Genomic DNA, 24,271 nt, shown 5'->3' with positions numbered 1-24,271 from the left:
TGCGGTGGCCGGGCGGGGGTTCGTGTTGTACGCGTCGCACGCGCGCGGCGGCCGGCCTCGCGGGGCGCCCCGGTGATTTGCCGGAGTGAAGGATTGCCTTGCACGGGCAAAGGGATGCAGGCGCAGACAGTGCGGGGACCCGCGGGGCAGGATGGTCGCGGCCGGGCGACGACGGAGGGGACGTGATGCAGCTGCGCGGCACCAGGCGCTGGGCGGGGTTCGGTACGGCGGCGGCGTGTGCGGTCGCACTGTCCGCGGCGGAAGCGGTGGGGCCGACCGGGCCGCTCGCGGGCCGCGCGGGGCAGGCGTACGCGGCCGACGCAGCGTACGCGGCCGACGACCCGGGCTCGTACGTGTTCGCGCCGGGCGCGGAGCGGGTCGAAGGGGCCGCCGGGCGCTCCGGTGCGCACCTGCTCGACTCCCGGTCCACGTACCGCAGTTCCATCGGCGCGGGCCGGACGCTGTACTACCGCGTGCAGCTCGACGCGGCCTCCGGTGCGTACGTCTCCGCCGTGGCCGTGCCGCCGGGCGGGGCGGAGGTGTCGTACGGGGACCGGATCGCGGTGACGCTGCAGGACGCGGCGGGGAACACCTGCGGGTCCGGGAAGGCCTCGTTCGGGGCGGCGGACTACGCGGCACCGCTGGCGGCGACCGCCGAGCGGCTGATCGACGGGGGCGGTACGCGCTGCCGCGAGGCCGGCACGTACTTCGTCGTCGTCCAGCGGGAGAGCGGGGCCGAGTCGGCGCGCGGCGACTGGGGGCTCGAGCTGAGCCTGGCCGCCGAGCCGCCGCTCGCGGGGGACGCGCCCAGCGAGGCGCCCGCGGAGGCGCAGGATCCGGTGGCGCCGCCCGCGCCGACCGGGTCGGGGAAGGCGGCCGAGGGCGGCAGCGGCTTCAACGACGCGCGGCTCCTCGGGCACGGCGTGTGGAGCGACCGCATCAGGCCCGGCCAGTCGCTGTTCTACCGGGTGCCGCTCGACTGGGGCCAACAGCTGTCCGCGCAGGTCGAGTTGGCGGGCGCGAAAGGCGGCGGCGGGGTCCTCGGCGGCGTGCCCAAGGCGCTGAACGTGAGCGTCCACAACCCGGCCAGGACCCCGGTCACCTCGACCGGCGAGAGCTACCGCGGCGAACCCGTCACCGCCACGCTCGAACCGCTGGCGGCAGTGGCGTACGAGAACCGGTACGCGGCACGGCCCGAGGCCAAGCAGGCGCGGTTCCCCGGCTCGTACTACGTGCAGGTGACGCTCGACCCGAAGCTGCGGGAGAAGTACGGCGACGGCGGGCTCGGACTGACGCTCCGCCTCGGCGTCACCGGTCAGCCGCGGACGGACGTCGCGTACGACGGGGACGCGGGGCCGTTCCAGGTCGGCGGGGGCGACGACGCCGGGGCCGCGGCGGGCTCGGGCGGCGGACCGGACCGGCAGGTGCTCGCGGTGGTGGCGACGGCCGGGATCGGCACGGGGACCGGGCTCGTCCTCGTCCTGGCCCTGTGGACGGTCCTCGCCCGCCGGTCGGCCGCGCGCCGGGAGGCCAGGGAGACGACGGTGCCGCGCACGCCGGTGGAGGAGTACGAGACATCGCGGTGAGGCACCGCCGCTGCGCGGCCCGTCAGAGCCGGCTCAGGGCCCAGAAGCCGACCGCGTAGCTGAGCAGCGCGAGCAGCAGTACCGGCACGGCCACCTTCACGGGCGGGCCCGGACGCCGCTTCCGCCGATGCGGCCTCGGCGCACCCTGGATCGACTCGACGGCCTGCGCGGGCTGTTGCACGGCAGGCACGGGCTGCGCCGGGTACGGGCGGGTCAGCGGGTACGTGTGCCCGTCCGCCGGGAAGCGCAGGCCCGGCTCGTCCTGGGCGACGGTCGGAGGCGTGGGCGGCTCGGCGTGCGGCAGCGGTGTGGGGGGTGGCGTGGGCGGCTGCGGCGGGGCGACAGGCGCCGGGGGCACGGGAGTCGGGGTCGGCGTCGGCGTCGGTGTCGCCGTCGGCTGTGGTGCGGACGGCCCGCTGTTCGTGCCCGTCGGCGGGGCGAGGCGGAAGTCGTCGTCACGCGCGGGTGCGGGCGGCGGGGTCGTGGGCGGGGGCGGCGGTACGGACGGCGGGGGCGGGGGCTTGGGGTGGTGGTCGGCGTCCGGTCCCGCGGCCGGGGGTGCGGCGGGGCGCTTCTTCAGCGGGCCTTCCGGGCCGAACCCCGGCGGCAGCGGCCCGAGTTGGTCGAAGACCTCGATGATCTCGTCGTCCGGTCCGGGCTCCGGCAGCAGTTCCGCGGCCGCGTGCAGGGCCTTGCGCGCGCCCGACGCCGTACGGAATCTCGCGTCCGGGTCCGGCTGCAGCAGCGTCGCGAGGACCTGCCACAGCGGTTCCGGGATGCCCTGCGGGGCGTCCGGGGTGCCGTGCGCGGCGAAGTGCTGGATCAGCGCCTTCGAGTCCGGCTTGGCGCCCTCCAGGAGGTACAGGCCGACCAGCCCGACCGCGAACAGGTCGCCCGGGAAGTCGGGCTCCTCGCCGAGCATCTGCTCGGGCGCGAAGTAGCCCGGCGTACCCACCACGTAGTCGGTCTCGGTGAGCCGGGGCTCGCCCTTGCGCATGGCGATGCCGAAGTCGGAGAGCCGCAGATGCGGCCGGCCCGTGCCCGTGGCCTCGAGCAGGACGTTGGCCGGCTTGATGTCGCGGTGGACGACGCCCTCCTCGTGCACCGCGGTGAGCCCCGCGAGCAGCTGGTCGAGCAGTGTGCACACGAACTTCGGCGCCAACGGGCCGTAGTCCCCGATGACATGGGCCAGGGAACCGCCCTTGACCAGGTCCATCGTGAACAGGACCTTGTCGTCGTCCGCCGCCCAGCTGGCCGGGGCCAGGACGTGCGGGTGGTCGATGCGCAGGGCCTGCTCGCGGACGAAGCGGAGCAGGGTGTGCGCGTCGCTCTGCTGCAGGACCTTGGCGGCGACATAGCGGCGCCGCCGGTGGTCCCAGGCGCGCCACACGGCACCCGCGCCACCGCGGCCGATCGGGTCGACCAGTTCGTACCGGCCGGCGAAGACCTCACCCATGGCCCTGCTGCACTCCTCGTACCGGCTCGTGCCCGCCTGCTTCTGCTGAAACCGTTCAGCAGGTTCGGCAGCAGGCTTTCGGTCAGCTCTGGTGCGCCTCGTAGTGGGCCACGGCGTCCGAGGTGCGGCCGGCGCCGTAGACCTTGAGGAACTCTGCCAGTTCGGGGTGGGAGACGGCGAGGGCGTCGGCGGCCTCGATGATGTCGCCCGCGGCCGAGACGGAGCGCAGCAGCGACTGGATCTCGCGGACCACGCGCTTGACCGTCGGAGCGCCCGAACTGATCGCCGTCTGCCCGGCGTTGGTGAGGACCGAGCCGCCCTGCGACTTCTTGATCTCCTCCATCCGCTCGGCGGCCTCGGCGGCGCTGACGCTGCCGTCGGCGACCTGGCCGGCCAGCTCCTGGAGGTGCTGGACCCGCTGGACCACCGCCGGATTGCCGATCTTGGCCCGCTGGCCGCTCATCAGCTGGGAGAGCATCGGCGCCGAGAGACCCAGGACCGCCGCGAGCCGGGCCTGGTTGAGGCCCAGGTCGTCGATGAGCCGCCGGAAGAGCGCCCCCAAAGGCTCCCCGTACCAGCTGCGCTGCAGCTCCCTGGCTCTTGCGGTGGCTTCCTGCTGTGCGGTGTCCATGGCGTCTCCCCTTCGCTGCTGCGAACCTCGCCGAGCATCTTACGGAGAGTGGTCGTTCACCGGGACCCCCAATCTTTTTGCGAGACTCGGGGGAAGACCCGGTACTCTGGTCTGCGGTGAACGACCGGCCGGGCTTCTTCCGGTCGGATCAGCCGTTTCCGGGGCCTTAGCTCAGTTGGTAGAGCGCTGTCTTTGCATGGCAGATGTCAGGGGTTCGACTCCCCTAGGCTCCACAGCTTCAACAGCACGAACGCCGTGGGGCGGAGGAATCGAATCCTCCGCCCCACGGCGTTCGTGTGTGCCCGGCCCGCCTCCGCTCAGCCGCGGTCCTCCGGGCGCTGCGGGGTCCAGTCGCCGCCCTCGCGCTGCCCGGCGTCCGCCTCGGCCTCGTCCTGCTTCGCGCGGACCTCCGGGTCCAGGTCGTCCCGGCCGCGGCTGCCGTCGACCGAGGACAGGCGCGCGGAGTCCGGCACCTCGGTGGGGGCCGGCGGTTCCACGAGCCAGTCCGGGTTGGCCTGCTTGTCCCACCACTTCCACGCGGCGAACGCGGCGGCGCCCACCAGGCCGACGATCCCGATCCGCTTCAGCGCCCGCCCGGCGAACGCCCGGCGGCGGTGCTTGCGGACCAGGTGCTCGATCTCCTTCGGCGAGACCTGCCCGCGCAGCGCGGACACCGCGGCGCTGCCCCGCGCCGCCGCCTCGTTGGCCATCGGCTGGGCGGCTGCGACGGCCTGCTCCACATGCGGACGGGCCGCGTCCGCCGCCTGGCGGGCCGCCCGCCTGGTCTGCCGCGCGGCCCGGTCCAGGGTCGGCGGCACATGCGTACGGGCAAGTTCCAGGCGCGGGGCGAGATGGGCCTCGTACTGGGTGCGGGCCTGCTCGGCGGCTTCCCTGGCGGCGTCGGACATCTTCGGCGCGAGCCGTACGCGGGCCTCGTGCGCGTAGAGCGCCGCCCGGTCCTTGGCTGTATCGGCGTAGAGCGCCGCCCGGTCCTTGGCCGTGTCGGCGTAGGGCGCCACCACTTCCGCGGCGTGACGCACGCTGTCCTTCGCCGAGCTGGCCGCGGCGCGCGCGCTGTCGATGCGGGTCACGGGTTCCTCCTCCTCGGTGGCGTACCGGTTTTTCACCTTTCCACCCTTTGTCGGATCATGCCCGTCGGGCGACGGGGTGGCATGCGCGGGCGGGCATCCGGGTCATATCCGTTCATGCCCACTCAGGAAACCCGAGTACCCGATGTGCGCCGCTGATGTCAGCGGAACCGGGGCATCCGGCCCCTTTCCTTCGCGGGGCCGCGATCCGTGGGAGGATTCGGGGCGTCAGAGAAGGCAACGGAAGGCAGATCGTGGCTGAGCAGCTTTACGCCACCCTGAAGACCAACCAAGGCGACATCGAGATCCGGCTGTTCCCGAATCACGCGCCGAAGACGGTCAAGAACTTCGTGGAGCTGGCCAAGGGTGAGCGCGAGTGGACCCACCCGGCCACCGGCAAGCAGTCCACGGACAAGCTGTACGACGGCACGGTCTTCCACCGCGTGATCAGCGGCTTCATGATCCAGGGCGGCGACCCGCTGGGCAACGGCACCGGCGGCCCCGGCTACGAGTTCAAGGACGAGTTCCACCCCGAGCTCGCCTTCGACAAGCCGTACCTTCTCGCGATGGCCAACGCGGGCCCGGGCACCAACGGCTCGCAGTTCTTCATCACCGTCTCGCCGACCGCCTGGCTGACCCGTAAGCACACGATCTTCGGCGAGGTCTCGAACGACGAGAGCAAGAAGGTCGTCGACGCCATCGCGGCCACGCAGACCAACCCGCGTACCGACCGCCCGGTGAACGACATCGTCATCGAGTCGGTCGTGATCGAGACCCGCGAGAGCTGAGCCTGCCCGTCCCGCCGGGCCCTGCCCGGGTCCCGCAGGGCCTCGCAGCGCCTCGCAGGCCCTCGCAGCGCCTCGCCGGGAACCTTTTCGCCCCGCTCGTCCGTAGGGATGAGCGGGGCGGTGCGTTGTACCCGTGCCGTCCGTACGGAGAGTGAGGGGACTCATGGACCAGGCGCCCGGCAGTCCGCAGGAGCCGCAGAACGCGTCCGGCCTGCCCGGCTGCTACCGCCACCCGGACCGCGAGACCGGCGTCCGCTGCACCCGCTGCGAGCGGCCGATCTGCCCGGAGTGCATGGTCAGCGCCTCGGTCGGCTTCCAGTGCCCGACGTGTGTACGCGAGGGATCGGGCACCGGGCACGCGCCCACGGCGAACCAGCCGCGCACGATCGCGGGCGGCGCCGTGGCCGCCGACACCCGGCTGATCACCAAGATCCTCATCGGCCTGAACGTCGCCGTGTTCGTGCTGGTGTCGGTGAAGCCCGAACTGGTCACCGAGCTGTTCCTGGTCGGCGGCGCCGCGTACTTCCCGTGGGGCGTCGCCAGCGGTGAGTGGTACCGGCTCGTCACCTCGATGTTCCTGCACGAGGAGATCTGGCACATCGCGTTCAACATGCTGGGGCTCTGGTGGCTCGGCGGTCCGCTGGAGGCGGCGCTCGGGCGGGTGCGGTATCTCGCGCTGTACCTGATCTCGGGCCTGGCCGGCAGTGCGCTCACCTATCTGATCGCCTCGCCGCTGCAGCCCTCGCTCGGCGCCTCCGGCGCGGTGTTCGGCCTGATGGGCGCGACGGCCGTGCTGATGCGTCGGCTCAGCTACGACATGCGGCCGGTGCTGGCGCTGCTCGCGCTCAACATGGTCTTCACGTTCACCTGGTCCGGCATCGCCTGGGAGGCGCACGTCGGCGGGCTCGTCGCCGGCATCGCCGTCGCGTACGGGCTGGTGCACGCGCCCCGCGAGCGGCGGGCGCTCGTGCAGTGGGGGACGTGCGGGCTCATGGTGCTGATCGTGCTCGCCCTGGTGATCGTCAGGACGGCGCAGCTGAGCTGAGGTCGTGGGCCTGTGCGCGGGCGGCACCGGGCCTGTGGAGATCCGGGGAAAACCGGTTCGTTCACCGCTGGTGGACGGTTGTGCACACGCTGTGGCCAAAGTTGTCCACAGCGTGTGGCGGATCTTGTGCATGCTGTGGGGAACAGCAGTGCCCCTTGTCGCTGACCTGGGTTTTCCCAGGAAGGACAAGGGGCGTGCGAGGTTCCGCAGGGCGGATGCGCGGTCGTACCGGCGTCAACGCCACAGGGGTTATCCACAGATCTTCGTAGTTTTCCCCGGCTGTGGAAACGGCTGTGGATAACTCAGTGGATAGCTCGGGGCAGGGCTTGCGCCGCAGGGCCCGGACGCGCTATTCGGCGCAGCCTGCCACCGCGTCGGCGCGCGCTACTTCCACTGCGTGGAGACGCCGAAGCCCGCCGCGATGAAGCCGAAGCCGACCACGATGTTCCAGTTGCCGAGCGCCTCGATCGGCAGCCGCGTGTCCGTCACGTAGAAGACGACGATCCACGCCAGGCCGATCAGGAACAGCGCCAGCATGACGGGGGCCACCCAGCCGCGGCTGGTCAGCTTGATGTTGGCCGCCTGCTTCGACGAAGGCGGCGGCGTGTAGTCGGCCTTCTTGCGGATACGTGACTTCGGCACGAGGGTTTCTCCTGTCGATGCGCTGCGTGGCCGCGCAGGGAACGGGTTCGGCTGGCGCCGGGCGGGGACGTCGATGGGGGCCGATGCTCTCCCCCAAGCGTCCGTTAGCGTAGTGCTTCCGCCGCGCCGTAAGGAGTAAGGGTACGTTGAGCAATTCTGCCGACTCCTTTGACGAGGCCACCGACCGGGCCACCGACGAGTCCACCGACGAGTCCACCGACGAGTCCACCGACGCCCCTGGTCGCAAGCGGGGTCTGCGTCCCGTGCGGCTGCTGACGGCCGCCGTCTTCGCGCTCGCCGGGCTGATCTTCTTCACCAGCTTCAACACTGCCAAGGGTACGAACATCCGTACCGACGATTCGATGCTCAAGCTGTCCGACCTCATCCAGGAGCGCAGCCACAAGAACGGCCGGCTCGAGGCGGCCAACGGCACCCTCCGCGAGGACGTCGACGCCCTCGCCGAGCGGGACAGCGGCAGCTCCGAGGCCGAGGCGGCGAAGCTGGAGGCCCTGGAGAAGAACGCGGGCACGAAGAAGCTCAAGGGCGAGGCCGTCTCCGTCACCCTCACCGACGCGCCCCCCAACGCCACCGCGAAGATCCCCGGCTACCCCGAGCCGCAGCCCAACGACCTGGTGATCCACCAGCAGGACCTGCAGGCCGTCGTCAACGCCCTGTGGAAGGGCGGCGCCAAGGGCATCAAGGTCATGGACCAGCGGCTGATCTCCACCAGCGCCGTCCGCTGCGTCGGCAACACCCTGATCCTCCAGGGCCGCGTCTACTCGCCCCCGTACAAGGTCACCGCCGTCGGCGAGCCCGAGAAGCTGCGGCAGGCGCTCACCGCCTCGCCGGAGATCCAGAACTACATGCTGTACGTCAACGCCTACGGGCTCGGCTGGAAAGTCGACGAGCACCGGGCGATGACTCTTCCCGGCTACTCGGGCACAGTGGATCTCCATTACGCGAAGCCCGTGGAGTAGCCGTAGCCGCAGCCGTTCGCGGGGCGGCCGTTCGGGAGGGGCCGGACCGTGTCGGTGCGAGTGCTCGTCAGGACGTTCAGCGAACTGTGCCTCACCGTCGGCACGTTGATCGTGCTGTTCGTCGCGTACGTCCTGTTCTGGACCGGTGTGAAGGCCGACGGGGCGATGGACCGTCAGATCGACCGGCTGCAGAGCGAGTGGGCGCGGGGGTCCGTGCCCGCCGGTGAGCCGGGAGCGGAGGCCGGGGGCGTGGGGGAGGCGGAAGAGAGCGCAGAGGAAGGGCTCGACGGGGGCGCCGGGGCGGGCGTCGAGGAGGGGCCGCCCTCCCCGCCCGCCTACCAGGACGGCAAGCCCTTCGCCGTCATGTACATCCCCCGCTTCGGTTCCACGTGGAACAAGCCCGTGCTCGAAGGCACGAAGACCGAGACCCTCAAGAGGGGCCTAGGCCACTACGACTCGACCGCCCAGCTCGGGCAGCGCGGCAACTTCTCGGTCGCCGGCCATCGCCGCACCTACGGCGACCCGTTCAAGGACTTCCCGAAGCTGCGGGCCGGCGACCCGGTCGTCCTGACCGACGGCAGTACGTGGTTCACGTACCGCATCACCGCGAAGCCGCTCAAGACGCTGCCCACCGACATCGGCGTGATCGACCCCGTCCCCCGCAAGTCCGGCTTCGACGGGCCCGGCCGTTACCTCACCCTTACGACCTGTGAGCCAGAGTGGGGGCACAGTCACCGGCTGATCGTCTGGGCGCACCTGGACGCGACCCAGCCGGTGGAGGAGGGGAAGCCCGAGGCTTTGCGAAGCTGACCCACGGACACGGGGCGCCGCCCCTTAGGCTGGTGGCGTAGGCCGACTGGCCGACGGGGCCACCGGGGCCACGGGCGTGGGAAGGGACTGCGGACAGCATGTACGGCTGGATCTGGCGGCATCTGCCGGGCAACACGTGGCTCAAAGCGCTGATTTCGGCCGTCCTCGTGGTCGGCGTCGTCTTCCTCCTCTTCCAGTTCGTCTTCCCGTGGGCGGAGCCGCTGCTTCCGTTCAATGACGTGACGGTGGACGAAGGCATGGGCGCGGGCATGGGCGCGGTCTCCGGTTCCCTGGTGGAGGTCTCCCGGTGAGCGCGCGGATCCTCGTCGTCGACAACTACGACAGCTTCGTCTTCAACCTCGTCCAGTACCTCTACCAACTCGGCGCCGAGTGCGAGGTCGTGCGGAACGACGAGGTGGCGACCTCGCACGCGCAGGACGGGTTCGACGGCGTGCTGCTGTCGCCCGGGCCCGGCGCACCCGAACAGGCCGGTGTCTGCGTCGACATGGTCCGGCACTGCGCCGCGACCGGCGTGCCCGTCTTCGGCGTCTGCCTCGGCATGCAGTCGATGGCCGTGGCGTACGGCGGGGTCGTCGACCGGGCGCCCGAGCTGCTGCACGGCAAGACGTCCCCCGTCCTGCACGAGGGCGTGGGCGTGTTCGCCGGCCTCCCCTCGCCGTTCACCGCGACCCGGTACCACTCGCTCGCCGCCGAGCCCGCGCAGGTGCCGGCCGAGCTGCGCGTCACCGCGCGTACCGACGACGGCATCATCATGGGCCTCAGGCACCGTGAACTCCCCGTCGAGGGCGTGCAGTTCCACCCCGAGTCGGTCCTCACCGAGCACGGCCACCGCATGCTCGCCAACTGGCTGGTCGAGTGCGGCGACGCGGAGGCGGTGGCGCGATCGGCGGGGCTGGCACCCGTCGTGGGCAGGGCCTCGGCGTGACCGCCACCCGCCCCGAGCGCGAGTCCGGCGCCCCGTACGAGCAGGAGCCTGCGTACGGGGACGCCGGTGCGTTCGAGGCGGCGGTCGACCGCATGGACGACCCCCTCAACGACCCGCTGCCCGCCGGCGGCCACCCCTCCCCGTGGTTCCGCGCGGCCCCCGCGTCCCCGGAGCCCCAGGACCAGCTGCAGCTTCAACTTCAGCCTCAGCCTGAGCCGTACGAGAGCTCGGCGCTCTACACGGCCCCGGAACCGGACCCTTACGGTCCGACGCCGTACGAGACGTACGAGACCTACGAGACGTATGAGCCGTACGAAGCCGTGGAGCCGCAGCCGTATCAGGCCGTGGAGCCGCAGCCGTACGAGCCCGCCGAGCAGGCGCCCACGTACGACGAGCCCGCCACCCCGCCCGTCGTCGACGACGAGACCGTAGGGCTGCGTACCGCCGACACCCGCAAGGCCGCCGCCGACGAAACGGCGACCGCCGCGCCCGTCGGGGAGGGGCGGGCCGCGCGGCGGCGGGCCGCTCAGCAGGCCGCGCGGCGCGGGGGTGGCGGGGGCCGGCGGCGGCGTCCCACGGGCGCGGCCGCGGCGGCGAAGCCCGAGACCAAGCCGGACGGCAAGCCGCTGTCGCGCGTCGAAGCGCGGCGGGCCGAGCGGGCGAGGAGACCCAGCCCCGCGGTCGTGGCGAGCCGGGCCGTGGGTGAGCTGTTCATCTCCGTCGGCGTGCTGATGCTGCTGTTCGTCGCGTACCAGCTGTGGTGGACGAACGTCCGCGCCGGGCAGGAGGCGGGCAGCGAAGCGAGCAGGATCCAGGAGAACTGGGCGAACGGGAAGCGCAAGCCCGGCGCCTTCGAACCCGGGCAGGGGTTCGCCATCATGCACATCCCGCGGCTCGACGTGGTCGTCCCCGTCGCCGAGGGCATCGACAAGGAACGCGTCCTGGACCGCGGCATGGTCGGCCACTACGCCGAAGGCGCCCTGAAGACCGCGATGCCCAGCGCCAAGAAGGGCAACTTCGCCGTCGCCGGCCACCGCAACACCCACGGCGAACCGTTCCGCTACGTCAACCAGCTGGAGAAGGGCGACGAGATCGTCGTCGAGACCCAGGACAAGTACTACGTGTACGCGATGCAGAGCATCCTGCCGCAGACCAGCCCGAGCAACACCGGGGTCATCGACCCCATCCCCAAGGGCTCGGGATTCACCGAACCGGGGCGGTACATCACGCTGACCACGTGCACCCCGGAATTCACCAGTACCTATCGAATGATCGTGTGGGGCAAGATGGTCGAGGAACGGCCGCGCAGCAAGGGCAAACCCGACGCCCTGGTCCGCTGACCACCGGACCGACTCCACGCGACCGGAACCGAATTCGGTTCACCGCACTTCCACTTCATCCACTTCACTTCACTTGACGGGGCGGGAAGCCGTGGCAGCCACCACCGACCAGGACGAGCGGACCGAGAGCCCGCAGCCCGCGCCGAGGCGCCGAACGCGCTCGGGGAGCCGGTCCGGGCGACGGTCCGGTACGGGACGGATCGCCGCGGCCGTCAGCGTCTTCGGTGAACTGCTCATCACCGCCGGGCTGATCCTCGGCCTCTTCGTCGTCTACTCGCTGTGGTGGACCAACGTCCAGGCCGACCAGGAGGCCCGCAAGCAGGGCGACGCCGTCCGCGACCGCTGGGCCGGCGGCCCCGGCGCCCTCGACACCAAGGACGGCATCGGCTTCCTGCACGTTCCGGGCATGAAGGCCGGCGAGATCCTCGTCAAGAAGGGCACCGACCCGAAGACCCTCAACAACGGCGTCGCCGGGTACTACACCAAGCCCGTCAAGTCCGGCCTCCCCGAGGACAACAAGGGCAACTTCTCCCTCGCCGCCCACCGCGACGGCCACGGCGCCAAGTTCCACAACATCGACAAGCTCAAGGACGGCGACGCGATCGTCTTCGAGTCCAAGGACAAGTGGTACGTGTACAAGGTCTTCGCGAAGCTCACCGAGACCTCGAAGTTCAACGTGGACGTCCTCGACGAGGTCCCCAAGGAGTCCGGCAAGAAGAAGGCCGGCCGGTACATCACGCTCACCACGTGCACGCCGGTCTACACGTCCACGTACCGCTACGTGGTGTGGGGCGAGCTGGACCGCGTCGAGAAGGTCGACAACGAGCGCACGCCGCCGAAGGAACTCCGTTGAGCGGACGCTGAGTTGTGCGGCTCTGGCTTCGTCGCGCGGGTCCGGCTGAGTCGCGCGGGTCCGGCGGGCTCCCACAGAAAGGCTCCCGGCCGCCTCCGATCTCGGAGACGGCCGGGAGCCTTTCTGCTACTTCGTACAGCTACAACGTTCAGCTACTTCGTTCAGTCGCCCCTGCGGGTGCTGAAGCCGGACGGGCCGCCGAAGATTCCGCCGCCGTCGTCACCGCCGTTGCCCCCGTTGCCGCCGTTGCCTTCCCCGCCGGGCGCCGTCATGAAGTTGACGGTCGTGCCGCCCGGCACCTGCGTACCGGCGGGCGGGTCGGTCATCATCACCACGGCGTCCGGCTCCTGCGGGCCGCTCGTGACGTTGCCGGGCGTGAGACCCGCGTCCTCCAGGGCCTTCTTCGCGTCCTTCAGCTTCTGGCCCGTCAGCGCCGGCACCGGCACCTGCTCGGCGGCCTTCGCCACGGTCAGCGTCACCGTCGAACCCGGCACGGCCTGCGTGTTGCCCTTCGGGGTCTGCTCCACGACCTGGCCCGCCGGAACGTCGTCCTTCGGGACCTCCTGCGTGTCCACCTCGAAGCCGTTGGCCGTCAGCTGCTGCTTGGCCGCGTCGACCTGCTGGCCGACCACGTCGGGAACAGTCTTCTGCTCCTGCTCCTTCGCCACGGTCAGCGTGACCGTCGAGCCCTTCTCCAGCTCCGTGCCGGACACCGGGTCCTGGTCGAGGACCTCGCCCTCGGGCTCCGTGGACTCCTTGGGCTTCTCCACGACGTTCAGGCCGTACTTGTCGCTCTCCAGCCGCTCGCGGGCCTCGTCGATGTCGTCACCGATGACGTTCGGCACGGCCACCTTCGGCGCGCCCGTCGACACGACCACGTCGATCGCCGAGGACTTGTCGACCTCGCCGGACTCCGGGTTCTGGCTGCAGATCTTGTTCTTCGCCATGTCCTCGCACGGCTTGCGCTCGACGTCCAGCGTCACATCGGCGTTCTTCGCCCGCTGCTCCGCCTCCTTCAACGTCAGGCCCACCAGGTCCGGCACGGCGACCTTGCCGTCGTCCGCGCCGCCCTTGCCGCCGAACACCTGCGTGCCGATCAGGACCGCGCCGACAAGGACCAGCAGACCGGCGAGGACCAGCAGGATCGTCGACGTGGTGCCCTTGCGCTCGCGCCTGCGCTGCGGGCGGTCGTCATAGCCGTAACCGCCGTCGTCCGGGTTCACCGGCGGCAGCATCGACGTCTGGCCGCCGCCGTTCTGCGGGCGCAGCATCGTCGTCTGCTGGTCGTCCGGGTGACCGCCGCCGTAGCCGACCGCGCCGAGCGCCGCCGTCGCCGCGACCGGCTGGCCGTCCAGACAGGCCTCGATGTCGGCCCGCATCTCGTCCGCCGACTGGTAGCGGTAGTCCGGGTCCTTGACCAGGGCCCGCAGCACGATCGCGTCCATCTCGGGCGTGATCTCGGGGTCGAACGTGCTCGGCGGCTGCGCCTCTTCCCGTACGTGCTGATACGCCACCGCGACCGGGGAGTCACCGACGAACGGCGGGCGCACGGTCAGCAGCTCGTAGAGGAGGCAGCCCGTCGAGTACAGGTCGGAGCGCGCGTCGACCTGCTCGCCCTTGGCCTGCTCCGGCGACAGATACTGCGCGGTGCCGATCACGGCCGCCGTCTGCGTCATCGTCATGCCGGAGTCGCCCATGGCGCGGGCGATGCCGAAGTCCATCACCTTGACCTGGCCGTTGCGCGTCAGCATGACGTTCGCCGGCTTGATGTCACGGTGCACGATGCCGGCGCGGTGCGAGTACTCCAGCGCCTGCAGGATGCCGATGGTCATCTCCATGGCCCGCTCGGGCAGCAACTTCCGCCCGGAGTGCAGGAGTTCACGGAGCGTGGAGCCGTCGACGTACTCCATCACGATGTACGGGATCGAGACGCCGGCACCGCCGCCGTTGTCGTACACCATGTCTTCGCCGGTGTCGTAGACCGCGACGATGGCCGGATGATTGAGCGAGGCGGCGGACTGGGCCTCACGGCGGAACCGGGCCTGGAACGACGGATCGCGGGCGAGGTCCGCCCGGAGCGTCTTCACGGCGACGGTGCGGCCGAGGCGAGTGTCATGGGCGAGGTAGACCTCCGCCATGCCACCACGGCCGAGCACCTGGCCCAGCTCGTACCGGCCGCCGAGGCGACGCGGCTCTTCCATAGCTACCTACCAGCCCTCTCCGTCAGTCCCGACCGCACCCTTGTGTGGTCCGGCGGTGTGCTGTCCCGGGATACCGTACCGGCCCGTCCGAGCATGATCTGGCCGTGAGCGAGACCTGATACAGGACCGGTACCGCCGTGACCGACGTCACTTCCGCTGTCACTTCTTGCTGTCGATGACTGCCTTCATGACGTTCTTCGCGATCGGGGCGGCGAGGCCGCCACCCGAGATGTCACCGCGGTCGGCGTCGCTGTCCTCGACGACCACGGCGACCGCCACCGGCGAACCGCCGTCCGGGTTCTTCGCGTAACTGATGAACCAGGCGTACGGCTTCTCGCTGTTGTCGACGCCGTGCTGCGCGGTGCCGGTCTTGCCTCCCACCGTGACACCCGGGATGCGGGCATTGGAACCCGTGCCCTGTGAGACGACCGTCTCCATCATTTCCTGCAGCTTCTGCGCGTTCGGCTTCGACAGCGGCTCGCTCAGCGTCTTCGGATCGTGCTTCTCGATCACGTCCAGGTTCGGCGCCTGCAGCTCGTCGATCATGTACGGCTCCATCAGCGTGCCGTCGTTCGCGACCGCCGACGCGACCATCGCCATCTGCAGCGGCGTCGCCGCCGTCTCGAACTGGCCGATCGAGCTCAGCGCCGTCTGCGGCTTGTCCATCTCCTTCGGGAAGTTGGACGCCGACGACCGCACCGGAATGAACTGCTCCTTGTTGAAGCCGAACTTCTGGGACGTCTCCAGCATCTTGTCCTTGCCGAGGTCCGAGCCGACCTTGCCGAAGACCGTGTTGCACGACACCCGCAGCGCCTCACGGAGCGAGGCGTTCTTGCAGGGGATCGGGCCCTCGTTCTTCAGCTCCGTGTTCGTGTTCGGCATCGTCCACGGAAGCGGGGAGTCCGTCTTCTCGTCCGGGTCGTCGTACAGCCCGTGCTCCAGCGCGGCCGCCGCCGTGACCACCTTGAACGTGGAGCCCGGCGGGTACGTCTCGCGCAGCGCCCGGTTCAGCGTCGGCTTGTCCGGGTTCTTCTCCAGCCGCTGCCAGGCCTTCTGATCGTCCTCGCTGTTGCCCGCGAACGTCGACGGGTCGTACGACGGGGTCGACGCCAGCGCCAGGATCGCGCCCGTCGACGGGTCGATCGCCGCGACCGCGCCCTTCTTCGAGCCGAGGCCCTCGAACGCCGCCTTCTGCGCCCGGCCGTTCAGCGTCGTGACGACATTGCCGCCGCCCTGCTTCTTGCCGGTGATCATGTCGAGCGTGCGCCGGAAGAACAGGCGGTCGTCGTTGCCCGTCAGGATCTCGTCCTCCAGGGACTCGATCTGCGTGGCCCCGAACGCCTGCGAGGCGAACCCGGTGACCGGCGACCACATCTCGCCGTTCTTGTACGTCCGCTTGTAAGCGAAGTCACTGCCCGTCGTCGGCGCCGAGCCCGTGATCGGCTTCTCCCCGACGATGATGTCGCCACGCTTCTGCGCGTACCGCTCGATCAGCACCCGCCGGTTCTTCTCGTGCGTGCGCAGCTCGTCCGCCGACACGTACTGCAGCCAGTTGTCCCGCAGCAGCAGCGCCAGCATCAGCAGACCGCAGAAGATCGCGATCCTGCGCAGTGGCTTGTTCACGGCCGCACCACCTGAGTCATCTCGGCGTCAGGGTTCGGCGCGGGGGCGGGGGCGGGGCGGCGGGCGGTGTCGCTGATACGGATCAGCAGACCCACCAACGCCCAGTTCGCGATGACGGACGAACCACCCGCAGCGAGGAACGGCATCGTCATACCGGTCAGCGGGATGAGACCCATCACACCACCGGCGACGACGAAGATCTGCAGCGCGAACGCACCGGACAGACCGACCGCGAACAGCTTGCCGAACGGGTCACGAGCCGCCAGCGCCGTACGCACACCGCGCTCGATCAGCAGCGCGTACAGCAGCAAGAACGCCATCACACCCGCAAGACCCAGCTCCTCGCCGATCGTCGCGAAGATGAAGTCCGCGTTCGCCGCGAAGCCGATCAGGTCCGAATGACCCTGGCCCAGACCCGTACCGAGCACACCGCCCGAGCCGAACGCCATGATCGACTGGCCGATCTGCTCACACGCACCCGACGTCGCATAGCAGCCGAAGGGGTCCAGCCAGGCGTCCACACGCGCCTGCACATGGCTGGCGAACGAGGCCACAGCCACGGCACCCGCCACGGACATGCCCAGACCGATGACGATCCAGCTCGTCCGCTCCGTCGCCACGTACAGCATGATCACGAACATGCCGAAGAACAGCAGCGACGTACCCAGGTCGTTCTCGAAGACCAGGATCAGCAGGCTCATCGCCCAGATCACCAGGATCGGGCCCAGGTCACGGCCACGCGGCAGGTAGAGCCCGAGGAAACGACGGCTCGCGAGCGCCAGCGCATCGCGCTTCACCATCAGGTAGCCGGCGAAGAACACCGCGATGACGATCTTCGCGAACTCACCGGGCTGAATGGAGAACCCGCCGATCCGGATCCAGATCTTCGCGCCGAACTGGTCCGTTCCAAGGCCCGGAACCAGCGGCAGCAGAAGCAGCATCAGCGCCACGACCATCGAGATGTACGTGAAGCGCTGCAGGATGCGGTGATCCTTCATGATCAGCATCACCGCCACGAACAGGGCGATACCGAGCGCCGAATACATCAGCTGGTTCGGCGCAGCCGGATTGAACGCACCGAACGCGTTCTTCTGCAGCTGCTGCAGCCGCTCGGATTGGTCGAGACGCCAGATCAGGACCAGGCCAAGCCCGTTGAGCAACGTCGCCAACGGCAGCAGCAGCGGGTCCGCGTACGGAGCGAACTTCCGCACCACCAAGTGCCCGACCGCCGCGAGCAGTCCGAGCCCGAGCCCGTACCCGAGCATGCCCGTCGGCATCTCGTCGTTCATGGCGAGGCCCACATTGGCGTACGCGAAAACCGGGATGACCACTGCGAAGACCAGCAGCGCCAGCTCGGTGTTACGGCGGCTCGGTGCCCCGATCGCTCCAATGGTGGACGTGTGTGTCGTACTGCTCATGGCTAGGAAGGCCCCCTGCGCCTACTGCTGACCGGCGGTCGCGCTGCCGCGTGGGGTCGGTGACTTCGTGCTCTGCTGTTCGGCGGCGTCCTTGCCGTCCTTCGTCGCGCCGGACGTGCCGCCCGCCTCGCCCTCACCGGTCGCGGCGTTCGACTCCTCCTCCGCCTTGCGCTCCTGCGCCTCCCGGCAGTCCGCCGTCAGCTCGGAGATCTTGCGGCGGGCGTCCTCGAGCGTCGTCGGGTCGAGACCCTTCTCCTCGAGCTTCGTGCGCTGGAAACTCGGCAGACAGCTCAGCTCGACCTCCGGGTGCTCCTCCTCGAGCCGCGAGAGGTTCACCCACGCCAAGTCCTGGTTGATGCCCCGGTACAGGGCCAGATGCCCGTCCTTCGCACCGACGTAGTACTGCGTCTGCGTCCAGTAGTACGCCCCGTAGAGACCGCCGCCGACCACCGCGAGCGCCAGCGCGATCAGCAGCGACCGCTTGATCCACTTCCCGCGCCGCCGGGGCTTCTCGAAGTCCTGCTCCATGTACGCACCGAAGGAGCCCTCCGGGACGTACGCATCCGGCTCCGCCGATCCGGGCGGGCCGAAACCGCCGCTCGGCTGCGGCGGCACCGGACGGCCCAGGCCGGCCGCGCGGCCCGCGGGCGTCTGCATCGCGCCGTTGTCGCTCAGCTGCAGCTGGTTCTCGGCGACCGCGCCGACCACCACCGGGGTGTCGACGAGCTGGCCGGCCAGGGTGTCACCGCTGTCGATGTCCAGGACGTCCGCGACGATCACCGTCACGTTGTCCGGGCCGCCGCCGCGCAGCGCGAGCTGGATCAGCTCCTGCACGGTCTCCTGCGGACCCTGATAGCTGGCGAGGGCCTCCTCCATCGTCTGGTGCGACACCACACCGGAGAGGCCGTCGGAACAGATCAAGTACCGGTCGCCGGCGCGGACTTCACGGATCGACAGGTCGGGCTCGACATGGTCGCCGCTGCCCAGCGCACGCATCAGGAGCGACCGCTGCGGATGCGTGGTCGCCTCCTCCTCGGTGATCCGGCCCTCGTCGACGAGCCGCTGCACCCACGTGTGGTCCTGCGTGATCTGCGTCAGCACGCCGTCCCGCAGGAGATACGCCCGCGAGTCGCCGACGTGCACCAGGCCGAGCCGCTGGCCCGTCCACAGCAGCGCCGTCAGCGTCGTCCCCATGCCCTCGAGCTGGGGGTCCTCCTCGACCATCACGCGCAGCTGGTCGTTGGCCCGCTGCACGGCGTCGCCGAGCGACGTCAGGATGTCCGAGCCCGGCACGTCGTCGTCGAGCTGCACGAGCGTGGAGATCACCTCGGAGCTCGCGACCTCACCGGCCGCCTGACCGCCCATGCCGTCGGCGATCGCGAGCAGCCGCGGACCGGCGTAACCCGAGTCCTCGTTCCCCTCCCGGATCATTCCCTTGTGCGATCCGGCGGCGAAGCGCAGTGACAGACTCATGCGCACCTCGCCCGTCGGCTCCGGGTACATCCGCACGGTGCCCACCCTCCGGTCGGGAGCGTGCTCGGGCCCGTCGTGTGGGCCGCGTCGGCTCGCTCGCTCCGCTCGCGCTTATTCATGACCTTGCACTACTTCCGCAGCTCGATGACGGTCTTGCCGATGCGGATCGGCGCACCGAGAGGCACGGGCGTCGGAGTGGTCAGCCGGGTCCGGTCGAGATACGTGCCGTTCGTGGACCCGAGATCCTCCACGATCCACTGACCGTCGCGGTCCGGGTAGATCCTGGCATGCCTGCTCGACGCGTAGTCGTCGTCCAGGACGATCGTCGAATCGTGCGCACGGCCCAGCGTGATCGTCTGCCCCTGCAGCGCCACGGTCGTGCCCGTCAGGGTGCCCTCGGACACCACCAGCTTCGACGGCGCACCACGGCGCTGCCGCCCCCCGCCGCTCTGCTGCCGCGGCGCAGGCGGCGCCGCCTGGCGGCCCTGCGGGCGCGCCTCACCGCCGCGGCGCGAACCGCGCTGCGTCACACGCGTACCGAACAGGTCGCTGCGGATGACCTGGACGGCCACGATCACGAACAGCCACAGGACGGCCAGGAAACCCAGCCGCATGACCGTCAGGGTCAGCTCTGACATTGCCCCCGCTTCACCCTTCGGCTTGCCGGTAAATGATGGTGGTGCTGCCCACGACGATCCGCGAGCCGTCGCGGAGCGTAGCGCGGGTGGTGTGCTGCCCGTCCACCACGATGCCGTTGGTGGACCCGAGATCCTGGATCGTCGAGGGCGTTCCGGTCCGGATCTCACAGTGCCGGCGCGATACGCCGGGGTCGTCAATCCGTACATCAGCGTCGGTGCTGCGGCCGAGCACCATCGTGGGCCGCGAGATCTGGTGGCGGGTGCCGTTGATCTCGATCCAACGCCGAGTCTGCGCACCCGGCAGCGGACCCGAGGGCCCCTGCGGACGCGCCTGCGGGCCACGGCCCGCACCGGGCGGCGGAGCGGAAGGCATCGGCGGCGCACCTGCCGGGGCGGCCGCGGGCGGGTAGCCGTAACCACCGCCGCGCTGCTCGCCGGCCGGAGGCCCGGACGGGCCCGCCGGAGCGTGCGACGAACTCGACGCGAGGGTCCGGCTCCGGACCCGGTACAGACCCGTGTCCAGATCGTCGGCCTTCTCCAGGTGGACCTTGATCGGTCCCATGAAGGTGTACCGCTGCTGCTTCGCGTAGTCCCGGACCATCCCGGAGAGCTCGTCCCCGAGCTGGCCCGAGTACGGGCTCAGCCGCTCGTAGTCGGGAGCGCTCAGCTCCACGATGAAGTCGTTGGGCACGACGGTCCGCTCGCGATTCCAGATCGTGGCGTTGTTGTCGCACTCACGCTGCAGCGCACCAGCGATCTCGACCGGCTGGACCTCGGACTTGAACACCTTGGCGAAGGTGCCGTTGACCAGACCTTCGAGTCGCTGTTCGAACTTCTTCAGGACTCCCATGGGCACCTCCTCCGGTCGTAATCATCCTGGTACTGCTTACTGATCGTATCCACGCGCCGGGAAATCGGCTGGTTCCCCTTCTCTGGCCTGCGGATGGGTGTCGCCTCTCACATGTCCCCGTCCGCGCAGTTCACACGTCCCGTCGACGTGCTCCGCATGTCCAGGTACATATGCCCAGGTCCGAGCGCTCCGCATGTCCTCGGCCACGTGCTTCCACATGGCCATGTCCACGTGCCGCACGTGTCCAAGCACACGTGCCCTGCCTGTGCTCGTGCCCGGGCGTTCACTGCTCCTGCCCGCGCACTCCCACACCGGATCGTAGAGGCGGCCCCGAGCCAGTGTCCCGCACCTGGGGATCTGGGTGCTTTGCCTGTGGATAACTGCGGACAGGCCGTGCCTGGAGCGGTCGGGGCGCCTGCCGAGGGGGCGGCGTCCGTCGGCGTCGCGGGCCCGTCGGGGGTGTGGCCTGCGGGGCTGTCGGTACGGGAGGGAGTCAGGGGGCACCGGGAGGGGTCTCGGCGGCCGACGGGTGGCCGACGTGGGGGCCGGTGCGCGGTCCGCGCAGGTCCGGGGCCTGCGGGTGCGGAACGGGCCTCGGCGGCCGCCGGTTGAAAGGGATGTGAATCCACCCTCGGCATCGTGCTAATCTTCTGGATGTCGGCAGGCGCCCGCAGCAAGCGGAAGCCAGGTGACACACCCAATGCGCGGGTGGCGGAATAGGCAGACGCGCTGGATTCAGGTTCCAGTGCCCGCAAGGGCGTGGGGGTTCAACTCCCCCCTCGCGCACAAGCCGGAAGCCCCGCAGGTCAACGACCTGCGGGGCTTCTGCTATGTCCGGGACCCCCGCCGTGAACGTGCTGAAGCTCACACCCGGCCCGGCGTCGTGGTGAGGCTCGGTCCCCAGCCTCCGCAGAGTTATCCACAGGCTCTGCCGGTCGCCGCACCCCGGCGGTACGGTCGACCCACGTCGATGCCAACCGCCCGACGACGGCGGGCAACCACGGGGGAGGCGGTCTTACGTGACCGAGCTGGACACCACAGTCACCGAACAACACCGGACGCGACCGGCCCTGCCAGGCCCCGCACCACGACGCCTCCCCCACGTGCCCGGCTTCGCCCGCTGGACCGGCGAGGAATCCCCGAAGCGCACCGGCAAAGCCCTGCGCGGCCGCGTCCCGCGCTCCGCCCACGCCCAGTTCGCCCCCACCGAAGGCCGCCCCGACGCCGTCACCGCCGTCGAGGAGTCCAACCACGGCCGCCTCCCCGAGCTCACGCCCATCCGCGTCGGCAGGATGGCCGCCACCCCCTTCGCCTTCCTCCGCGGCTCCGCCGGCCTCATGGCGTACGACCTCGCCCGCACCCCCGCCACCGGCATCGGCGCCCAGATATGCGGAGACGCCCACGCCGCCAACTTCGGCCTCTACGGCGACGCCCGCGGCGAACTCGTCATCGACCTCAACGACTTCGACGAAACCGTCCACGGCCCCTGGGAATGGGACCTCAAGCGGCTCGCCACCTCCCTCGTCCTCGCCGGACGCGAAGCGGGCGCGAGCGAAGACGTCTGCCGGGAAGCCGCCCACGACTGCGTCGGCGCCTACCGACGCACCATGCGGCTCCTCGCCAAACTCCCCGTGCTCGACGCCTGGAACGCCATCGCCGACGAAGAACTCGTCTCCCACACCGACGCCCACGACCTGCTCGGCACCCTCGAACGCGTAGCGGAGAAGGCCCGCAACAACACCAGCGGACGCTTCGCCGCCAAGTCCACCCGGTCACTCCCGGACGGCAGCCGCCGCTTCGTCGACGCCCCGCCCGTACTGCGCCGCATCCCCGACGCCGAAGCGGCCGCGGTCGCCCAAGGGCTCGGCGAATACCTGACCACGCTCTCCGAGGACCGCCTCCCGCTCCTCGCCCGGTACGCGATACAAGACGTCGCCTTCCGAGTCGTCGGCACCGGAAGCGTCGGCACCAGGTCGTACGTCGTGCTGCTCCAGGACCACCGCGGCGAACCCCTCGTCCTGCAGGTCAAGGAAGCCCGGCCCTCGACGCTGCTGCCGCACCTGCCCGCCGTCGGCTTCAAGGCGCCCGACGTGCCGCACGAAGGACGCCGCGTCGTCCTCGGACAGAAGCGCATGCAGGTCGTCAGCGACATACTCCTCGGCTGGACGACGGTCGACGGACGGCCGTACCAGGTACGGCAGTTCAGGAACCGGAAGGGCAGCGTCGACCCGGCCGCGCTCGCCGCCGACCAGGTCGACGACTACGGCCGCATGACCGGAGCGCTCCTCGCCCGCGCCCACGCGCACAGCGCCGACCCGCGCCTCATCGCCGGCTACTGCGGGAAGAGCGAGGAGCTGGACGAGGCGGTCGCCGGCTTCGCCGTGTCCTACGCCGACCGGACCGAAGCCGATCACGCACGACTCGTCGCCGGGATACGGGACGGGGCGGTGCAGGCCGAGCTCGGGGTGTGAGCCGGGCGCCGGAGCGGACGTGAGCGCCCGCCGCGAGCCCCCGTAGGCTGGGCGGGTGACGAACCCGGAGGACGCGGTGAACCGGCCCGATGACGAGCGGCCCGAGGCCAGGCTCGAACAGGCGGTGCGGGTTGCCGAGCAGGCATTGATCGAGTTCGAGATCGCGGTGGAGACGTTCCGGGTCGAGGTGGAGAACTTCTCGCGGCTTCACCACCAGAAGCTCGGCCCGATGTACGCGCGGCTCGAAGAGCTGGACGCGCAGATCGCGGAGGCGAAGGCGGCACGTACCGGCGACGCCGAGGATCTGCGGCGGGCGCAGGAGCTGCGGGCCCGGGTGATGCCGATGCCGGACGTGGCGGAGCTGTTCCAGGAGTGGATGGACTCGGACGGGCTGTCGCCGGAGGCATCGGCGATGCTGACCGAGATGCCGGTGCGGGCCCCCGAGCGGGTGCGGCCCAGCGACGAGGCGCGCAGGCTCTACCGCGAGCTGGTCCGCAAGGCACACCCCGACCTGGCGCAGGACGACAGGGAGCGGGAGCGGCGCGAGGAGTTCATGGTCCGCGTCAACGCCGCGTACGGGCGGGGCGACGAGACCCTGCTGACCGAGCTGTCCGCGGAGTGGGCCGCCGGGCCGGTGGCCGAGGAGGACCGGCCGAGCAAGAGCGAGGAGCTGTACGCGCGGCTCGAGTGGCTGGCGCAGCGCAAGGAGATGCTGACGCTCGTCGCCCGGGAGCTGGAGGAGGGCGCGATCGGCTCGATGCTGCGGATGGCGCCGGACGACCCCGACCGGCTGCTCGAGGAGATCGCCGAGCAGCTGCTCGCGCAGGTCGCCGAGCGGGAGGCCGAGCTGGGGCGGCTCGTCGGCTGAGGTCGCCCGGCGGGTGAGGTCGCCTGGCGGGTGAGGTCGCCTGGCGGGTGACGCTGGGCCACCGTCGCGGGCCGGGCCTGGTACGGCTGGTCCGTTGCGGCTGGTCCGGTACGGCGGCGGGCCGGCTGCTGTGGCAGGGGTCGGTTCGGTGGGGGTGGCTGGTCCGGTAGCGTCGGGGTATGGCTTTCGGATCTGTGCCCACGGTTGATGTCACTGAGCTCGCGGACGGCGACTTCCTGCTCGATGTCCGCGAGGACGACGAGTGGCAGGCCGGTCACGCGGAGGGTGCGCTGCACATTCCGATGAGCGAATTCGTCGCCCGGTACGGCGAGTTGACCGAGGCCGCGCCGCAGGACGGCCGGATCAACGTGATCTGCCGGTCCGGCGGCCGGTCCGCGCAGGTCACGATGTACCTCGCGCAGCAGGGCCTCGACGCGGTGAACGTCGCCGGCGGCATGGAGGCGTGGGCGGTCGCGGGCCGCCCCGTCGTGAACGATGCGGGGCAGCCGGGCGCGGTCGTCTGAGGCGGTACGCGGTACGGGGCGCGGTACGCGGTACGGGGGGCGT

At 70.5% G+C, this 24,271-nt stretch carries 22 protein-coding genes and 2 tRNA genes; 14 read left to right on the top strand and 10 right to left on the bottom strand.

All coding sequences use genetic code 11. From position 1 onward, the window contains the following. The first annotated feature begins 182 nt into the window (after positions 1 to 182). The gene (locus tag ACIDOF_RS12360) at positions 183 to 1,586 is read left to right on the top strand and encodes a hypothetical protein (protein ID WP_409005863.1); all 1,404 of its coding nucleotides are present in this window, start codon (positions 183 to 185) and stop codon (positions 1,584 to 1,586) included. A 22-nt stretch (positions 1,587 to 1,608) separates the two neighbouring features. Here the strand turns inward: ACIDOF_RS12360 and ACIDOF_RS12355 are convergent, their stop codons facing one another. Together ACIDOF_RS12355 and ACIDOF_RS12350 are read right to left on the bottom strand one after the other, a co-directional pair. Next, positions 1,609 to 3,042 (bottom strand): serine/threonine-protein kinase, encoded by a 1,434-nt coding sequence (locus ACIDOF_RS12355; RefSeq protein WP_409005862.1) that lies wholly within the window; start codon positions 3,040 to 3,042, stop codon positions 1,609 to 1,611. A gap of 82 nt (positions 3,043 to 3,124) precedes the next feature. Further along, positions 3,125 to 3,673, bottom strand: a complete 549-nt coding sequence (locus ACIDOF_RS12350) for a helix-turn-helix domain-containing protein (RefSeq protein WP_409005861.1) — start codon at positions 3,671 to 3,673, stop codon at positions 3,125 to 3,127. Positions 3,674 to 3,833: 160 nt separating this feature from the next. On the opposite strand from ACIDOF_RS12350, the gene ACIDOF_RS12345 reads away from it, so the two are divergent. Next, positions 3,834 to 3,906 (top strand) — tRNA-Ala (locus ACIDOF_RS12345). An 84-nt stretch (positions 3,907 to 3,990) separates the two neighbouring features. Here the strand turns inward: ACIDOF_RS12345 and ACIDOF_RS12340 are convergent. Beyond that, complete coding sequence (locus ACIDOF_RS12340) at positions 3,991 to 4,764, bottom strand: DUF5324 family protein (protein ID WP_409005860.1); 774 nt, start codon at positions 4,762 to 4,764, stop codon at positions 3,991 to 3,993. A gap of 251 nt (positions 4,765 to 5,015) precedes the next feature. On the opposite strand from ACIDOF_RS12340, the gene ACIDOF_RS12335 reads away from it, so the two are divergent. Then, positions 5,016 to 5,549 (top strand): peptidylprolyl isomerase, encoded by a 534-nt coding sequence (locus tag ACIDOF_RS12335; protein ID WP_409005859.1) that lies wholly within the window; start codon positions 5,016 to 5,018, stop codon positions 5,547 to 5,549. Positions 5,550 to 5,712: 163 nt separating this feature from the next. Beyond that, positions 5,713 to 6,594 (top strand): rhomboid family intramembrane serine protease, encoded by an 882-nt coding sequence (locus tag ACIDOF_RS12330; protein WP_409005858.1) that lies wholly within the window; start codon positions 5,713 to 5,715, stop codon positions 6,592 to 6,594. A 384-nt stretch (positions 6,595 to 6,978) separates the two neighbouring features. Here ACIDOF_RS12330 and crgA read toward each other — a convergent pair whose 3' ends face one another. Next, positions 6,979 to 7,236 (bottom strand): cell division protein CrgA, encoded by a 258-nt coding sequence (crgA, locus tag ACIDOF_RS12325; RefSeq protein ID WP_282536866.1) that lies wholly within the window; start codon positions 7,234 to 7,236, stop codon positions 6,979 to 6,981. A 146-nt stretch (positions 7,237 to 7,382) separates the two neighbouring features. On the opposite strand from crgA, the gene ACIDOF_RS12320 reads away from it, so the two are divergent. The 6 genes from ACIDOF_RS12320 (at position 7,383) to ACIDOF_RS12295 (ending at position 12,162) form a co-directional block, all read left to right on the top strand. Continuing rightward, positions 7,383 to 8,213: a DUF881 domain-containing protein gene (locus tag ACIDOF_RS12320; protein ID WP_409005857.1), complete on the top strand. Its 831-nt coding sequence runs from the start codon at positions 7,383 to 7,385 to the stop codon at positions 8,211 to 8,213. A gap of 54 nt (positions 8,214 to 8,267) precedes the next feature. Then, positions 8,268 to 9,023, top strand: a complete 756-nt coding sequence (locus ACIDOF_RS12315) for a class E sortase (RefSeq protein ID WP_409006088.1) — start codon at positions 8,268 to 8,270, stop codon at positions 9,021 to 9,023. 98 nt (positions 9,024 to 9,121) lie between these two features. Next, a complete protein-coding gene (locus ACIDOF_RS12310; RefSeq protein WP_409005856.1) occupies positions 9,122 to 9,334 on the top strand; it encodes a hypothetical protein in 213 nt (70 codons plus the stop codon). After that, on the top strand, positions 9,331 to 9,969 hold the full coding sequence (locus tag ACIDOF_RS12305; RefSeq protein WP_409005855.1) for an aminodeoxychorismate/anthranilate synthase component II: 639 nt from the start codon (positions 9,331 to 9,333) through the stop codon (positions 9,967 to 9,969). The genes ACIDOF_RS12310 and ACIDOF_RS12305 overlap by 4 nt, the downstream gene beginning before the upstream one ends. After that, the gene (locus ACIDOF_RS12300; protein ID WP_409005854.1) at positions 9,966 to 11,309 is read left to right on the top strand and encodes a class E sortase; all 1,344 of its coding nucleotides are present in this window, start codon (positions 9,966 to 9,968) and stop codon (positions 11,307 to 11,309) included. Before ACIDOF_RS12305 ends, ACIDOF_RS12300 begins: the two co-directional genes overlap by 4 nt. A gap of 91 nt (positions 11,310 to 11,400) precedes the next feature. Then, on the top strand, positions 11,401 to 12,162 hold the full coding sequence (locus ACIDOF_RS12295; RefSeq protein WP_409005853.1) for a class E sortase: 762 nt from the start codon (positions 11,401 to 11,403) through the stop codon (positions 12,160 to 12,162). A 161-nt stretch (positions 12,163 to 12,323) separates the two neighbouring features. Here the strand turns inward: ACIDOF_RS12295 and pknB are convergent, their stop codons facing one another. From pknB to ACIDOF_RS12265, 6 genes are all read right to left on the bottom strand, one after another. Next, positions 12,324 to 14,363 (bottom strand): Stk1 family PASTA domain-containing Ser/Thr kinase, encoded by a 2,040-nt coding sequence (gene pknB, locus ACIDOF_RS12290; RefSeq protein WP_409005852.1) that lies wholly within the window; start codon positions 14,361 to 14,363, stop codon positions 12,324 to 12,326. 159 nt (positions 14,364 to 14,522) lie between these two features. Next, positions 14,523 to 15,986 (bottom strand): peptidoglycan D,D-transpeptidase FtsI family protein, encoded by a 1,464-nt coding sequence (locus tag ACIDOF_RS12285; RefSeq protein WP_409005851.1) that lies wholly within the window; start codon positions 15,984 to 15,986, stop codon positions 14,523 to 14,525. After that, the gene (locus ACIDOF_RS12280) at positions 15,983 to 17,404 is read right to left on the bottom strand and encodes an FtsW/RodA/SpoVE family cell cycle protein (RefSeq protein ID WP_409005850.1); all 1,422 of its coding nucleotides are present in this window, start codon (positions 17,402 to 17,404) and stop codon (positions 15,983 to 15,985) included. The genes ACIDOF_RS12285 and ACIDOF_RS12280 overlap by 4 nt, the downstream gene beginning before the upstream one ends. Before the next feature lie 21 nt (positions 17,405 to 17,425). Then, a complete protein-coding gene (locus ACIDOF_RS12275; RefSeq protein ID WP_409005849.1) occupies positions 17,426 to 18,922 on the bottom strand; it encodes a Stp1/IreP family PP2C-type Ser/Thr phosphatase in 1,497 nt (498 codons plus the stop codon). A gap of 83 nt (positions 18,923 to 19,005) precedes the next feature. Further along, positions 19,006 to 19,515, bottom strand: a complete 510-nt coding sequence (locus ACIDOF_RS12270; protein ID WP_409005848.1) for an FHA domain-containing protein — start codon at positions 19,513 to 19,515, stop codon at positions 19,006 to 19,008. Positions 19,516 to 19,525: 10 nt separating this feature from the next. Next, positions 19,526 to 20,365 (bottom strand): FhaA domain-containing protein, encoded by an 840-nt coding sequence (locus ACIDOF_RS12265; RefSeq protein ID WP_409005847.1) that lies wholly within the window; start codon positions 20,363 to 20,365, stop codon positions 19,526 to 19,528. 702 nt (positions 20,366 to 21,067) lie between these two features. On the opposite strand from ACIDOF_RS12265, the gene ACIDOF_RS12260 reads away from it, so the two are divergent. From ACIDOF_RS12260 to ACIDOF_RS12245, 4 genes are all read left to right on the top strand, one after another. Continuing rightward, a tRNA-Leu gene (locus ACIDOF_RS12260) sits at positions 21,068 to 21,151 on the top strand. A 284-nt stretch (positions 21,152 to 21,435) separates the two neighbouring features. After that, complete coding sequence (locus ACIDOF_RS12255; protein ID WP_409006087.1) at positions 21,436 to 22,836, top strand: DUF2252 domain-containing protein; 1,401 nt, start codon at positions 21,436 to 21,438, stop codon at positions 22,834 to 22,836. Between the two features lie 55 nt (positions 22,837 to 22,891). Further along, positions 22,892 to 23,704, top strand: a complete 813-nt coding sequence (locus tag ACIDOF_RS12250) for a hypothetical protein (RefSeq protein ID WP_409005846.1) — start codon at positions 22,892 to 22,894, stop codon at positions 23,702 to 23,704. 194 nt (positions 23,705 to 23,898) lie between these two features. Continuing rightward, a complete protein-coding gene (locus ACIDOF_RS12245) occupies positions 23,899 to 24,228 on the top strand; it encodes a rhodanese-like domain-containing protein (protein WP_409006086.1) in 330 nt (109 codons plus the stop codon). Positions 24,229 to 24,271: the final 43 nt, after the last annotated feature.

Source organism: Streptomyces sp. Da 82-17 (assembly GCF_046098215.1).
Classification (GTDB): domain Bacteria; phylum Actinomycetota; class Actinomycetes; order Streptomycetales; family Streptomycetaceae; genus Streptomyces.
Note: the sequence above shows the minus strand (reverse complement) of the source record. Positions and strands in the feature narration are given on the sequence as shown.

Coding starts and splice junctions, on each gene's coding strand:
- pknB (WP_409005852.1), bottom strand. CDS start 14,363: ATGGAAGAGCCGCGTCGCCTCGGCGGCCGGTACGAGCTGGGCCAGGTG.
- ACIDOF_RS12350 (WP_409005861.1), bottom strand. CDS start 3,673: ATGGACACCGCACAGCAGGAAGCCACCGCAAGAGCCAGGGAGCTGCAG.
- ACIDOF_RS12330 (WP_409005858.1), top strand. CDS start 5,713: ATGGACCAGGCGCCCGGCAGTCCGCAGGAGCCGCAGAACGCGTCCGGC.
- ACIDOF_RS12265 (WP_409005847.1), bottom strand. CDS start 20,365: ATGGGAGTCCTGAAGAAGTTCGAACAGCGACTCGAAGGTCTGGTCAAC.
- ACIDOF_RS12310 (WP_409005856.1), top strand. CDS start 9,122: ATGTACGGCTGGATCTGGCGGCATCTGCCGGGCAACACGTGGCTCAAA.
- ACIDOF_RS12270 (WP_409005848.1), bottom strand. CDS start 19,515: ATGTCAGAGCTGACCCTGACGGTCATGCGGCTGGGTTTCCTGGCCGTC.
- ACIDOF_RS12280 (WP_409005850.1), bottom strand. CDS start 17,404: ATGAGCAGTACGACACACACGTCCACCATTGGAGCGATCGGGGCACCG.
- ACIDOF_RS12355 (WP_409005862.1), bottom strand. CDS start 3,042: ATGGGTGAGGTCTTCGCCGGCCGGTACGAACTGGTCGACCCGATCGGC.